Genomic DNA, 13,658 nt, shown 5'->3' on the forward strand with positions numbered 1-13,658 from the left:
CTTCTTGCTCTTGAAATACCCAACATGAAATAAGGTGACCTGCCTTTGTTTTATCATGTGATGTTTAAAACAACCTGATACCGCAAATATTGGCAGCGTCTTTGCTGGCATTACTAATAATATTATGCAATACAGGACTGGGATTTAAATATAAGAGTCATGTTTTATATGAACAAATTTTGGCGCATCCTAGGTTTTGGCAAAACCCTGAGTAAAAAATCCCGGTACCACAGAAAACCGGATTGGCAAGCTAAGCGATTAGAATTAGCCAATGTTGCAGAAAAAATTCCCAACGGCAGCAATATTACCATAGGTAGCATCTCAGCAACTGCTCACGCAACCCTTGCTGCAATTGTTAATAATAAGAGCCTTTGGACATCAACATCCTGCAATTTATTGTTGGCGGCGAGCTACCGCATTTAGAAGAAAAGCTCAGCCGTTTTCGCACCACCACAAACTTCGCCTTCGACCGAGCGGGGCAAAAAATACGTCAAGGTCTTGCGGATTATGTACCGGTATCTGCTTCAAACGTCAATCGTCTGTTTGCGGAACGGCTAATAGCAGTTGACGTTGCCATTATTAAAGTGACCCCACCCGACAAACAAGGATACTGTAGTTTAGGTATGGGAGTTGATTTTGGGCAGGAGTCGGTTAAGGCTGCCAAAATTGTTATTGCTGGAATATCTGAGCACATGCCTTGGACAGGAGGTGACTCGTTAATCCATGCAGACAGAATTGACTGGTGGGTAGAACATAACGCTCCCTTACTAACATCAGAAGAATTATTTCCCAATCTGGATAGGAACATACTGCCACCTTCGGTCCTGAACAAAATTGTCGAAAATGTCATGTTCGAAATACCTGATGGGGCCACGCTTAAATTTGACATAAATCTTGCGGTTAACCAACTCATCCCCTTTTTAAAAGACAAAAAAGACCTCGGACTACACTCTGACTTACTGACCGACGAACTGCTACAACTGATTAAAACAGGGGTGATTACTAATGCCCGAAAAAACATCAATCGTGGCAAAACAATAGTCAGTCATGCCACTGGTAACAAAGCCTTATTTCGTTATATCCATCGTAATCCCGCAGTTGAATTTCAGTCCCTGTATAAAATTAACCGTATCGATCATATCGCTCAGCAAGACAACCTGATCGCCATTATTGGTGGCCTTAAAGTTGACTTGAGCGGACAACTAGCTGTTGACTCGGTCGGCAGCCGTTTTTATTCAGGCGTGGGCAGTTCAGACGACTCAATCCGTGGCGCAGACTATTCCAAAGGGGGCAAACCTATTGTGATACTTCCCTCGATGAGCGTGAAAGGTAATTCAAATATTTTATTCGCTCTCCCGGAAGGCACGGGCGTGACGATAACTCGCCTAGACGTGCACTACGTGATCACCGAATACGGTACGGCTTTCCTTTTTGGTAAGGGTATTAGGGAACGCTGCCTGGCATTGATTGATATTGCCCACCCTGATTGTCGTAAATATTTATTAGATCAAGCCAAGAATAGTTTTTATATTCACTCTGAACAATCCGGAAACTCTTACAAATCAGCCTACCCTGATCAGTGGGAGTGTTTACACCAAACCAAGCGAGGGAAAGAGGTATTTATAAGGCCAATCAAAGCGGTAGATGAAGATAATTTAAGGAATTTTTTCCACAAACTGTCTGATCAAAACGTGTATATGCGCTATTTTACCCACATTCGCTCCCTCCCCCAAAAAGTGCTAAAACGTTTCTCAGACATCGATTATCACAAAGACATGGCACTGGTTGCCCTGTACCCACCAAAAACCACCCAACAGGAAATTGTCGGCATTGGCCAATGGATCATTGATGAACGCGGTGGAATGCCCGAACTCGCCTTGCAAGTTCGCGATGACTGGCAAGGACAAGGCCTTGGAAAGTTCCTCTTTTTACGGCTGATAGAAATGGCTAAATATTACAAAATCATCAAATTAAAAGCCGATGTTCTGTCTGATAACAAGGCCATGAACCTTGTGTTTGAAACGGCTGGTATTCTTTATCATAAAAAACCGAAATAGGCGTATGCAGCTACGTATTTGATCTAAGCCAGAAAAATGACCACTAGAGATTAAAATTTTAGTGTTTTTTATCTTTAATGTAGGTATTTTACTGCTAACACTCCGTCTAAATTTAAGAAGCTCCGTCTTTGTGCAAGGTTGTATTTTTGTGCACGCTTGAAGCGCAAAAAAAAGATCACTTGATAATGTAAGCCGTCACAAAAACACCCCTTAACGCCAATAAATTTCAAATAAAACTTATACTTATCATGCAATTAACCATTCGTATCAAATATTGTCCAAATGGTCTACAAATTGGCACCCTTCCTGCTAATCACTTGGTTAATGGCTTGGTTAATGGCTTGGTTAATTGTTTAAATAATTGACAACAAAGCTTATTTCTACCGTTAATTAAACGCAGGTAGTCACAATGGCAAATACCCGTTACAGCAATATTTATAATTCAATCCAGGAAGAGAATAATGAGCAAACAAACCTTTAAATTAAAATCTCTAGCGATTGCAGTGGCTGTATCAAATATGACGGCGATATCAGTGAATGCTGAGGACCGCGCGATTGAACAAATCGTAGTGACTGCAGAAAAGCGCAATGAAAGCTTGCAGGATTTATCGCAGGCAGTCACTGCTCTTACCGCCAAGGATCTCGACAACAAATATATATCATCTTTTGTCGATTTAAGTGCCATCGCACCGGGTGTCACAGTGGCGAAAAATGAAGGTTTTAAAACAATTATTTCTATTCGCGGCGTAGGCAATGAAGCGAATCAAAATGCGACAGCAAATCCATCCGTCTCTTACCATATGGACGGTATTTATATTGCTTCACCCTATGCGCTACAAACCGATTTTATCGATATTGAGCGCATAGAAATTCTGCGTGGACCACAAGGTACATTGTTTGGTCAAAATTCCACAGGTGGCGCCATCAATGTTATTAGTGCGAAACCCAATTTTGAAGAATTCGCAGGAAAAGCCGATCTAAGCTTAGGCACCGATAATTTACGTAAAGTGCGTGGTACTGTTAATGTGCCAATCAATGACGACCTAGCAATGCGCACCTCTTTTAGCAGAGTAAAACAAGATGGATACACCCAAAACGTCTACAACGGACCAAATGCTTTAAACCCAAGTGAAACATTTGTCGGTAAAGATATGGATAATATCGATAACTTATCAATACGCACAGATTGGTTGTGGAAGGCTAGTGATACATTGAGTCTTCGATTTTTGGCCCAGTATTTTACCGGAGAGTCTAACGGAGCAGGTATAAAAGGTATTGATGACCCAACTCCTGGTGCACGAAATTTGTCACAGGATACCGATTCTTCGTACGAGTTAGACTCGCAAGTGTATGGATTAATCGCAGAATGGGATGCAGGTTTTGCGGTTATAAAGTCGCTGACCAGCTATCAAAAAGACGATATTACGGTGGTACGTGACAATGATCGCCACTCCTTCGATACCAACCCTGAAATTCAAATTAGTGTATTTAATCCTGAAATTAACATCCAAACTACTTTTACGCAGGAGCTGAATATTATTTCTAACGAGCCACTTTTTGGCAAGTTAGACTGGATTGTTGGCGCATTTTATCTTGATACTGATATCGAAATCACTATTCGCGAAGAACTTGATGTAGGCCGTGATGGTGTGCTTGATGGTTATACTCCTTCATTTCCAGCAGTATTTAGCGGCGACCGAGGTTTTATTTCTGACTCGAATCCACAGCGTGAATCTTTATCGTTTTACGGTCAAACAACGTATCCGATATCAGAAACTGTGCGTTTAATTACCGGCCTTCGATACACCAAAGATGAAGTGGAAAGTACTGTTTCTAACTTTTTCGCCCCCACCCCCGCATTTATTAACCCCAAAACCGAAGATCTTACCGGCCGCGTTGCGCTTGAGTGGGATGCCGGAGATGACACAATGACTTATGTTTCTTACACGCGGGGTTTAAAACCAGGGGGCAGTAACTTAACCTTTTCAGAAGGTGATGAAGCGCTGGTTCGTGCGGCTTTTGAAGACGAAACTATCGATGCTTATGAGATAGGTCTCAAATCAGAATTTATGAAAAGTAGAGTGCGAACTAACGTTGCAGCTTTTTATTATGATTATACCAACTTACAATTTCAAGCCTCTGACTTTAACGAGTTTGGTAGTGGTGTGTCGAATATCCCAGAGTCTGAAATCTATGGTATAGAGCTAGAAATGACCGCTCTAATTGGAGACAGATTTAGCCTAGATGTGAAACTGGCGAGCATGCAATCTGAAGTATCCGCAGATTATTTAGCCTTAGACAACCGACTACTGATTGAAGATGTACTGCTTGCTGACGGTGTCACTCCTGCCAAGGAAGAAATTCATGGTGCCAATCGAGATGTAGTTGGATTCCTACAAAATTTGAGTGGTAATGAGTTGGCCAAAACACCAGGTTTAACTGCTGACATAAGTTTGGGCTTCGAAGATCAAATGAAAGATGGTGCTTATATCGGGGCTAGCTTACAGTATACCTACCGTGGTGAGTTTGAGCAGCGAGTATTCAATAACCCAGAAGTGGATACGGTTGACTCATACGACCTGATTAACCTAACCATGTCTTATGACAATCCTGGCGAGGTATGGGGAGTCGATTTAATAGCCTATAACTTATTGGACGAAGATGGGATTAATTCAGCTATGACCGATGTTTTTGGCGTCAACGAGACAGGTTTTCAATTCGTGGCACCCCGTCAGTTAATGGTTCGCTTTAGATACAACTTCTAGAGCCCGTTGACATTACTGCAGTGTCAAAAGTTTATGCCCAGTTTTCTACTGGGCTTTTTTGGCAGTCTATTTGCGTTGAAAATTATAATTTTCTCAACCTAATGATAGTAATAACCAAGCAGTGAAAAGAAATCTTGGAACTAGGACATTTTTAAAATAAGTAACCCATTATATAACACCACAACAGGGGATTAACGGTGTATGAGCAGTGAAACACCATCGGAACTAATATATCAACTTGATGACAAACCACCCGTTTTAGAATCATTCTTCGCAGCGATACAACATTTACTAGCTTCTTTTGTCGGCATTGTCACTCCTACACTTATTATAGGTGGTATTTTGGGGCTACAACAACAACTACCCTACCTAATCAGCATGGCCTTAATCGCTTCGGGCATAGGCACATTTGTACAAGCTTATAAACCCTTTGGCATTGGTGCCGGCATGCTCTGTGTGCAAGGTACCAGTTTTGCTTTTTTAGGGGCAATATTAAGTGCTGGGTTTATTGCTCGTGATGCCGGAGGCGGACCAGAGGAGATAATCGCATTAATAACCAGTCTATGTTTTGTCGGTGCATTTGTACAAATAGGCCTCAGCCAATTTATTCCCCGGCTACGGAAAATAGTCACGCCGCTGGTGACAGGTATCGTGATCACCAGCATTGGAATTAGTCTTATAAAAGTAGGCATGACTGACTTAGCCGGTGGGCTCAATAGTCCAGATTTTGGTAGTCCTGCAAATTTGATGCTTGGATTTTTTGTTATCGCGGTGATCGTATTGATGAATATATCCAGCAATAACTGGGTTCGCCTGTCTTCAATAGTGGTAGGCCTTATTGCAGGTTTTGGGGTCGCAGCACTAACAGGTATGCTCAACCCTGGTGATTTGATGCCGTCGGCAGCCATTAGTGTGCCAATCCCTTTCAAATATGGTTTTAACTTAGAACTAGCTGCCTTTATTCCATTAGCAGTCATCTATGTCATCAGCTCAGTAGAAACGACTGGAGATATTACCGCTAACTGTATTATTTCTGGTCAACCCATTACCGGCGAAGGATATATTCAGCGAATTAAGAGTGGGGTATTGGGAGACGGGATCAATTCAATGATAGCTGCAGTTTTAAATTCATTTCCTAATACCACCTTCAGCCAGAACACTGGCGTTATTCAGCTCACGGGTATCGCCAGTAGGCATATCGGCATATATATCGCTGGTATATTAGTGTTTATTGGCCTTTTTCAAGGTGTTGGAGTTATTCTGCAGCAAATCCCAAAACCCGTTCTGGGAGGCGCAACACTGGTCATGTTTGGTACAGTCGCAGCGGCAGGTATCAAGATATTGGCCTCAGAATACATCGATCGTCGCAAGATGATTATTATTGCGGTTTCCCTTGGTCTTGGCTTGGGCTTAGCGCTGGTTCCTGATGTATTCGCAAAAACCCCCGACCTAGTACAAAATATTTTTAGCTCAGCCGCGGCCACTGCAGGGCTCACGGCAATGTTATTGAGCTTGCTCCTGCCAGAACTCAAAGAGCATGATTAGTAAATATAATAAGCATAGCGACACAATTTTTATACTCTTTAGTCAGAGGTTTTATGGATCATAAATTTCAAGCATTCAACCGCCGTCGGATGTTGCAATTAGCCGGTGTATCAATAGTCGGCTCAAGCCTCTCCCAAAAGCTGTTTTCAAAGGAAGTCGCCATGTCAGATAATCGACCTTATCCGCCAGGAAAAGATCCTAGCTCAGATCAAATGCAACGCCACCTGAAACAAGCAAATATGGTCGCAAAAGCCGCTATGGATGATGGCCACCATCCGTTTGGAGCTGTCCTAGTAGCAGCAGATAACGAAACCGTAGTGATGGAGCAAGGCAATATCGATTCCGTAGCACATGCAGAATCAACCATCGCACAGCGCGCAGCAAAACAGTTTACCCCAGACGAACTTTGGGGAATGACATTGTATACAACGGCTGAACCCTGCGTGATGTGCGCCGGTACACAATATTGGGCCAACATTGGACGAATGGTGTATGGCATGTCAGAACGCCAATTACTCGATCTTACCGGTAATCATACTGAAAACCCGACACTAGATGTGCCCAGCCGCTATGTATTTTCCCGAGGCCAGAAGGCCATTCGTGTGTGGGGTCCAATAGATGCAGTGGTCGAAGAGATTGCCGCTTTGCATGTAGAGTTTTGGAAGTAATTTTAAACCATGCTGGCATGTTTCAACGGTTTGAGCATCACCAGCCATAAGATACCTAATATAACTTTACATAAATTGCGAATACCGTTTTCGCAATTTATGTAAATATTGGTGTTATTTACTGTGATTTCTAAAAATAAGAATGAAACGGTCGGTATGACCTGTTACGGTTTGACGCACCACGTCAGAGGTTAATGCATCATCTGGGCGATAAAACTGATCAGATGACTTGTCTAACAAAACTCCGCAGCTTGCACCTCAGGTATGACTTTTTCGGCATCTTCACGTCTGCGTAGATCGTGAGTTTCTGGTGCCATATGGCGACGACTATGATCGACAATTACATAAACACTACCGGGTTTTAATGCATCAAATGCGGCTTTGTTTAATTTGGTTTATCAAGGGTATCAAAATTATGATATTCGCGAGTGTTCCACAACATATCAGCATCATTCATCGCTAAGTCTATGTTACCTAATTGGTATTGCTGTTCTTTGGTATTGCTGTTCTTTGTTGTTCCAGTTTAAATCTATAGGTCACTTTTTCGCTTTTTTCATTGGCTCAAGTACCAATAATATGTCCATTTTATTTAGTCATTCATCACGGTAAGCAAGGTACTACTGACCTTTATCGTTTAAAAGTGGCGCTGAAATTTTGGTATACCAACCATTACCCTATGCAAACTCTATAACCTTTATATCGTCTTTTAAGCCGAAAAATTAAGCGCATCGCATAGATAGGATCGCGATTACTGTTTCGATCAGTATCTGCTTCTGAAAGATGCTCCATTTCTATAATTGCTAAAACCTTTTATTGGAATGGATTAAGTGCAACAACTGGCGAATAAGAGGCAAAAGCAAGTAACAGTATTAACAATGATTTTTTCATTATTATCCTTTCTAGATTAGCGGCTTAATGACACGAAAAAACAGTAACAGCGATATTCACACTAAAGGCAATATGTACCAACAAATATAACTTAAAGTGACTCAACACATTTATTTCCAATTTTTAATGAATTGTACTGAATGTCTTTTTAAAAAATTTCTGATTAAAAAATTCTTACCCCATAAACTTTTTATATTTCGTAAATGAGTGGCGTCCATCCAGAAAAATCGCATGTAACCCATGGTACTTTAACGGTCATTATAGTTCCTTAGGCAAGATAACAACCATGGCATCTAAAGGAGACGGTGATATAAACAATTTGTAATTTACACCACCCACTTTGGTTCAATCAAATATTTTGAGTCATCTACCAATATTTAGCTAAATTAAGATGATCGTATTGTTAAACAGGCTGCTAAGCCACCTAAGAAAACAGCATCTGCCACGCGGTGCGCGCTTTGCACGCTAAATTATGCTTTCGTATTTCAAGCATCCGCTCCGCGTCTCTCATCGTCATGTTTTGGTAAAGCTGAGCCACTGCGAAGATATTGAACAACAGCGATCAGAATAACAAGGCACGAAAACATCAATGCATAACGCAGGGATTCTGTACCGTACTCCGGTGCCAAATAATCACTGATCATACCGGTCACCACAGGCCCACAACCTAAGCCCACGATATTAAGGATAAAAAACAAAATAGCCGAAGTAGTGGCTCGCATCGAGGGCTTGACTAAATGATGGGCGATCGCGATGGTTGGGCCGAGATAACAGGACATAAACACATTACCGATAAATATGCAGACCAATACCGCGTTCAGCGATTCTAAGGTCAGTGCCAACAAACTAAAAGGCAACGAAATTAAGACACCGATGCCCGGTACCCACATATACCAACGCATATCGTTTTTGCCCAACTTGTCCGCCAAAAAGCCACCACTGAGGGCGCCAATCACACCTGAAACACCAATAATCAGGCCCAAGGCAACACCCACCTCTGAGACACTCATAGCATGGCTGCGAATTAAAAAAGAGGGTATGAACGTTAATGAAGAATAACCCGCAAAGGCACAGAAACCAGCGGCGAAAGAGGCATTACGAAAGGCTTTAGATCCCCATAGGTAACTAAGTGTTTCTTTGAAGGTATACCCTTGGCCGGCAGAAGGATCAGACACCATGCCAGTGCCACCACGGGGAGGCTCTTTGAGCGTTAAACGTACCACTACGGCCATCAAGATACCGGGTAAGCCCACAGCAAAAAAGGCCATCCGCCAACCAATTTTGTCGGCCAACCAGCCACCTAATAACAGGCCAACCAGAATACCGATATACAACCCCATACTATAAATAGACATAGCAGCGCCCCTTTCTTCGGGCGCATAATAATCAGAAATCATAGAATGAGAAGGAGGGCTGGCACCAGCTTCACCTACACCCACACCTATCCTTGCGAGTAGCAATTGAGTATAGTTTTGTGCCAAACCCGATACCGCTGTCATACCGCTCCAAACCACTAAGGCCAGACTAACAATGTTTCGGCGATTACCGACATCGGCCCAACGGGCGATTGGAATACCCACTACTACGTAGAACAAAGCGAAGGCAAAACCTGTCAATAAGCCCAGCTGTGTATCGGACAGACCAAGTTCAGCTTTTATCGGCTCCTGTAGAATGACTAGAATCTGCCGATCGACAAAGTTGAATACATAAACCAAGGTAAGAATAAATAGGACATACCGTCGATAACTACGTGTTTCCGCATTCATAGAACATTCTCAAGTTATTATTTGTAAAGCAATAAATTATTATGCCCACTATATTTTTTTCGCTCAAGTATCACTCAAAGAAGTAAGCAGTCTATTTTATAGGGCTTTTAGGGCTGAATGCGTTTACGCATAAGTAACAAAGCAATAACAAGTCACCTACAAACGCATCTATTTTAATTGTGAATGATTTATAATGGGCCTTTGTTAATTGCTGTTAGACCAAGGGGGATCCATTTGACAAAAGCGTGTGAACGACAAGAATGTGGGAGGATAGAATAACGCAATAACTATTTATGAAATCAGTGGTGCAATCAATGAATACATTAGCTTTTGCTCAACTGAAATACCCGTTTTTTTGGAATATGGTTCTTTCGTTAACGATACAAAAGACATATTCACAGTTAACCGAGGCAATAAAAGCTTAGAATGGATACTCCCCCTCAAGTAATGCTTAAAAGTGATCCCATCGATAAAAAGAAACTAATCAACAAAAACAAAAAAACAAGCATTGGGCATGTCGAAATTGGGAACTTAGTATTTAGCCAAAATAGTCAACCTTATCCGCGAAGAGCTTAAAAATGATGGCGAGCTGCTTAGTCTTGATGCTGAAGATAACAGATATTATTTTTATAACATGACTAATATTATAGACTTAATCAATTATGATAAAGAAAATTGGCTCCAAAGAGTTCGATACATAAAAACCACAAAAGGAAACAATGGCTTTGACGACTGATAAATAGAAAGCGATATCCCGCAGATTTAATTCCATGTATTCAATTCAAATGCTTTCAACGAACCTGCTCCATCGATTTGAAAGGAAGGTTAGAAATAGGGGGTTACACCCCCCATCTCGATGACTTTTTTAGGCGTAAAACTGCTGCCTATTGAAGCGATAATGACCAAACCAATTGCAGACCACTGCAACAAAGTCAATTGCTCACTTAAAATAACAAGACCAGCCAACGCCGCAATCGCGGGCTCTAAACTCATCAGCACGCTAAATGCCTGTGTAGGCATATTTCTAAGGGCTACCATTTCCAAGGAGTAAGGCAAAGCACTGGATAACACCCCCACCAATAACCCAAGGGGTAAAACTTCCCAAGTAATTAAGGCTAAGCCTTGGCTCACTGCGCCAATTGGCACAAGCACTATGGCTGCCACTGTCATGCCTAGAGCCACGGTAATTCCACCTGATGCTTGTTTGCCAGTGCGAGTCCCAAACAAGATATAACCTGCCCAGCACGCACCAGCCCCTAATGCCATTAATGCACCAGTAAGATCAAGCCCCTGAGCGCTAGCTAAATCAGGCAGTAGCAAAAAAATTCCCGCTATCGCTAGTGCAACCCAGAGGAGATCGCTTTTTCGCTTAGACCCAAATAAAGCCAGGGCTAAAGGACCGGTAAACTCAAGGGCAACGGCTATCCCTAAAGGAATGCGCTCAATAGCTAGGTAAAACAGGATATTCATCCCGCCTAAACACAGGCCGTAAATAATAATACTCTGCCAATCTCGCCCCTGATGTAATGCTTTCCATGGTCGAAACACTAACCAAAGTACGGCAGCAGCAAAACCTAAACGCAATGCAGTGGTGCCTTCCGGCCCAACCAAAGGAAAAAGTTGTTTTGCTAAAGACGCACCGGTTTGAATTGTCACCATAGCTAGCAAAACACAGCCCACGGCAGTCAGCAATACACGATTAATTTGCATCTAAAATACGTCCAAAAAAATGAATAACCTAAGTGGCGACATTCTACCTGAGGCAAGTAAAACCCTGCACACATTATTACTGTCGGGCCAAAGACATAACATTGAGGAAACGGAGTATAGATAATTGAACAAATAAGTTAGTTGTTAAAAATTACAAAGCACTCTTCTCAATTTCTAGTGAATTACGATGAGTAACTAATTAATTTTGTTGCGTTGTTAATTGCATGCTTAAGCTGATTCAAAAAAAAGTGACTTGCCCCCTGCTTTAATATTTTGTAAAACATCTAAACCACTTTAGCCACTATGTTATTGTAGTTTATTGATAACACCTCACCCCTCCTCAATATTCCAAGCATTATGAGCCAAGCATTCATATTACGAGATTACCAAACACAAGCTGTTAAGGCGGCTGTAGAGCACTTTCGTCATGGCGATAACCCAGCTGTGATTGTGTTGCCTACTGGTGCAGGTAAAAGCTTAGTGATTGCTGAGTTGAGTCGATTGGCAAAAGGTCGCGTCATTTGCCTGGCGCATGTAAAAGAGTTAGTTGAGCAAAATCATGGAAAATTTCTTGCTACGGGTTCAGCTGCGGGTGTTTTTTCGGCAGGGCTAAGCCAAAAAAATAGTACAGCAAAAACGACCTTTGCTAGTATTCAGTCACTTTCTGCTAACCTAGACTCTTTTCAAGCCCCTGCCAGCCTGATTATTATTGATGAATGTCATCGAGTGGGCACAGACGAAAACGGTCAATACAATAAAACGCTGACGCATTTTCGCACGCTTAATCCTAGCGTAAAAATTCTTGGCTTAACCGCTACACCCTATCGATTAGGCAGCGGCTGGATTTATCAACATCATTACCATGGTTATACACGACCATGCATCACCTCTTTTTTTAAAAAATGTATTTTCGAACTACCCCTCCAACACATGGTAAAGAACGGTTATTTAACACCACCCATTCATTATGATGCAGCCATTGCACATTATGACTTTAGTTTGTTGACACAAAGCTTGGACGGTGAACAAGACACCGATGATATCGCCTTAAATGAACTTATCCACAAACACCCTCGAGTGACCAAGGCGGTTACCGAACAAATTATTCAGCTTAGCCAAGACCGTCAAGGCGTGATGATTTTTGCTTCGACCATAGATCACGCGCAAGAAATCAGCGGTTATTTACCTGCAGACCAAACAGCCTTCATTACCGGCACCACAAAAATAAAACAACGTGACGCGCTAATAGCCGCGTTTAAAGCCAAAAAAATTAAGTACCTGGTAAATGTGTCTGTATTGACGACAGGCTTTGATGCGCCCCACGTGGATGTCATTGCTATTTTGCGTCCCACTCAATCCATCAGTTTATTTCAACAAATTGTAGGTCGTGGTTTGCGCCTTAGTCCAGGGAAAAAGGACTGCTTAGTATTGGATTACACCAATAATGGTTACAATATTTTTCAGCCAGAAATTGGCGAAAAAAAACCCACACAAGATTCAGTTGCGGTTCAAATCCATTGTCCTCAATGCGATTTCGCCAATGCATTTTGGGGTAGAAAAGACACAGAAGGTAATATTCTTGAGCATTTTGGGCGTCGTTGTCATGGCTTGATTGAAGGCCCCGAAGGCTCAGATAACCCTGAAAGCCCAGAAGTCGACAGGCAATGCACTTACCGTTTTCGCTTCAAATACTGTCCTTATTGTAACCAAGAAAACGATATCGCCGCCAGACAATGCCAGTATTGCTCAGAGAAGTTAATTGATCCCGATGATTTATTAAGAAAAGCGTTAAATTTAAAAAATAATAAAGTATTGCGCTGCGCTGCCATTACGCCAGAGATTATCTGGGCGGACAAGTGTTTAAAGGTCACCTACCACGACGAAGACGGCCTCACGTTATCGGAAACCTTCCGCTTTAATTATAAAAATTCGAGACAAGCATTTAACGATTTATTTGCACGAAGAATAGCTAACGCAAGTCAGTCGATTCAGTTCAACTCACTGGAAGAGTTGGAGAGGTTTTTACCTTACCTACCAGCGCCTGACTTTGTGATAGCCAAAAAGCAAAAACATCACTGGCAAGTGACCGAACGTTTATTTGATTACGAGGGTCCTTATCGAAAAGCGAATGAACTTAGCTGATAAACATAGAGGGGTAAGTTTTTCTTTTTGCCCTACCTTATCATTCGTCAGTGTATAAAAAGCATGCCCTGTCGGGCACATCGTCCCGTGCGGCGTCCACATGATGGATATCACCTG

Annotated in this window: 9 protein-coding genes; 6 read left to right on the forward strand and 3 right to left on the reverse strand. The window is 42.1% G+C overall.

What is annotated here, in order from left to right:
- Positions 1 to 168: 168 nt before the first annotated feature.
- The 5 genes from C427_RS25165 (at position 169) to C427_RS18605 (ending at position 7,035) form a co-directional block, all read left to right on the forward strand.
- On the forward strand, positions 169 to 423 hold the full coding sequence (locus C427_RS25165) for a hypothetical protein (protein WP_007640998.1): 255 nt from the start codon (positions 169 to 171) through the stop codon (positions 421 to 423).
- Positions 372 to 2,057, forward strand: coding sequence for an acetyl-CoA hydrolase/transferase C-terminal domain-containing protein (locus tag C427_RS18590; protein WP_081602669.1), 1,686 nt, complete (start codon positions 372 to 374; stop codon positions 2,055 to 2,057). Before C427_RS25165 ends, C427_RS18590 begins: the two co-directional genes overlap by 52 nt.
- Before the next feature lie 461 nt (positions 2,058 to 2,518).
- Positions 2,519 to 4,822 (forward strand): TonB-dependent receptor, encoded by a 2,304-nt coding sequence (locus tag C427_RS18595; protein ID WP_007640986.1) that lies wholly within the window; start codon positions 2,519 to 2,521, stop codon positions 4,820 to 4,822.
- A 201-nt stretch (positions 4,823 to 5,023) separates the two neighbouring features.
- Positions 5,024 to 6,367 carry a uracil-xanthine permease family protein gene (locus C427_RS18600; RefSeq protein WP_007640984.1) on the forward strand — a complete coding sequence of 448 codons (1,344 nt, stop codon included), beginning with the start codon at positions 5,024 to 5,026 and terminating at the stop codon, positions 6,365 to 6,367.
- Positions 6,368 to 6,420: 53 nt separating this feature from the next.
- Positions 6,421 to 7,035: a nucleoside deaminase gene (locus C427_RS18605; RefSeq protein WP_007640983.1), complete on the forward strand. Its 615-nt coding sequence runs from the start codon at positions 6,421 to 6,423 to the stop codon at positions 7,033 to 7,035.
- A gap of 114 nt (positions 7,036 to 7,149) precedes the next feature.
- On the opposite strand, the gene C427_RS28260 is transcribed toward C427_RS18605, so the two are convergent.
- The 3 genes from C427_RS28260 to C427_RS18615 form a co-directional block, all read right to left on the reverse strand.
- Positions 7,150 to 7,275, reverse strand: a complete 126-nt coding sequence (locus tag C427_RS28260; protein ID WP_007640982.1) for a hypothetical protein — start codon at positions 7,273 to 7,275, stop codon at positions 7,150 to 7,152.
- Between the two features lie 1,133 nt (positions 7,276 to 8,408).
- Positions 8,409 to 9,689 carry a spinster family MFS transporter gene (locus tag C427_RS18610; protein ID WP_081589048.1) on the reverse strand — a complete coding sequence of 427 codons (1,281 nt, stop codon included), beginning with the start codon at positions 9,687 to 9,689 and terminating at the stop codon, positions 8,409 to 8,411.
- An 825-nt stretch (positions 9,690 to 10,514) separates the two neighbouring features.
- Positions 10,515 to 11,399: an EamA family transporter gene (locus C427_RS18615; RefSeq protein WP_015431192.1), complete on the reverse strand. Its 885-nt coding sequence runs from the start codon at positions 11,397 to 11,399 to the stop codon at positions 10,515 to 10,517.
- Between the two features lie 357 nt (positions 11,400 to 11,756).
- Between C427_RS18615 and C427_RS18620 the strand changes: the two genes are divergently transcribed.
- Complete coding sequence (locus C427_RS18620) at positions 11,757 to 13,541, forward strand: DEAD/DEAH box helicase (RefSeq protein ID WP_007640976.1); 1,785 nt, start codon at positions 11,757 to 11,759, stop codon at positions 13,539 to 13,541.
- The last annotated feature ends 117 nt before the right edge of the window (positions 13,542 to 13,658 follow it).

This window comes from Paraglaciecola psychrophila 170 (assembly GCF_000347635.1).
Taxonomy (GTDB): Bacteria; Pseudomonadota; Gammaproteobacteria; order Enterobacterales; family Alteromonadaceae; genus Paraglaciecola; species Paraglaciecola psychrophila.

Coding starts and splice junctions, on each gene's coding strand:
- C427_RS18620 (WP_007640976.1), top strand. CDS start 11,757: ATGAGCCAAGCATTCATATTACGAGATTACCAAACACAAGCTGTTAAG.
- C427_RS18610 (WP_081589048.1), bottom strand. CDS start 9,689: ATGAATGCGGAAACACGTAGTTATCGACGGTATGTCCTATTTATTCTT.
- C427_RS18605 (WP_007640983.1), top strand. CDS start 6,421: ATGGATCATAAATTTCAAGCATTCAACCGCCGTCGGATGTTGCAATTA.
- C427_RS18600 (WP_007640984.1), top strand. CDS start 5,024: ATGAGCAGTGAAACACCATCGGAACTAATATATCAACTTGATGACAAA.
- C427_RS18615 (WP_015431192.1), bottom strand. CDS start 11,399: ATGCAAATTAATCGTGTATTGCTGACTGCCGTGGGCTGTGTTTTGCTA.
- C427_RS25165 (WP_007640998.1), top strand. CDS start 169: ATGAACAAATTTTGGCGCATCCTAGGTTTTGGCAAAACCCTGAGTAAA.
- C427_RS18595 (WP_007640986.1), top strand. CDS start 2,519: ATGAGCAAACAAACCTTTAAATTAAAATCTCTAGCGATTGCAGTGGCT.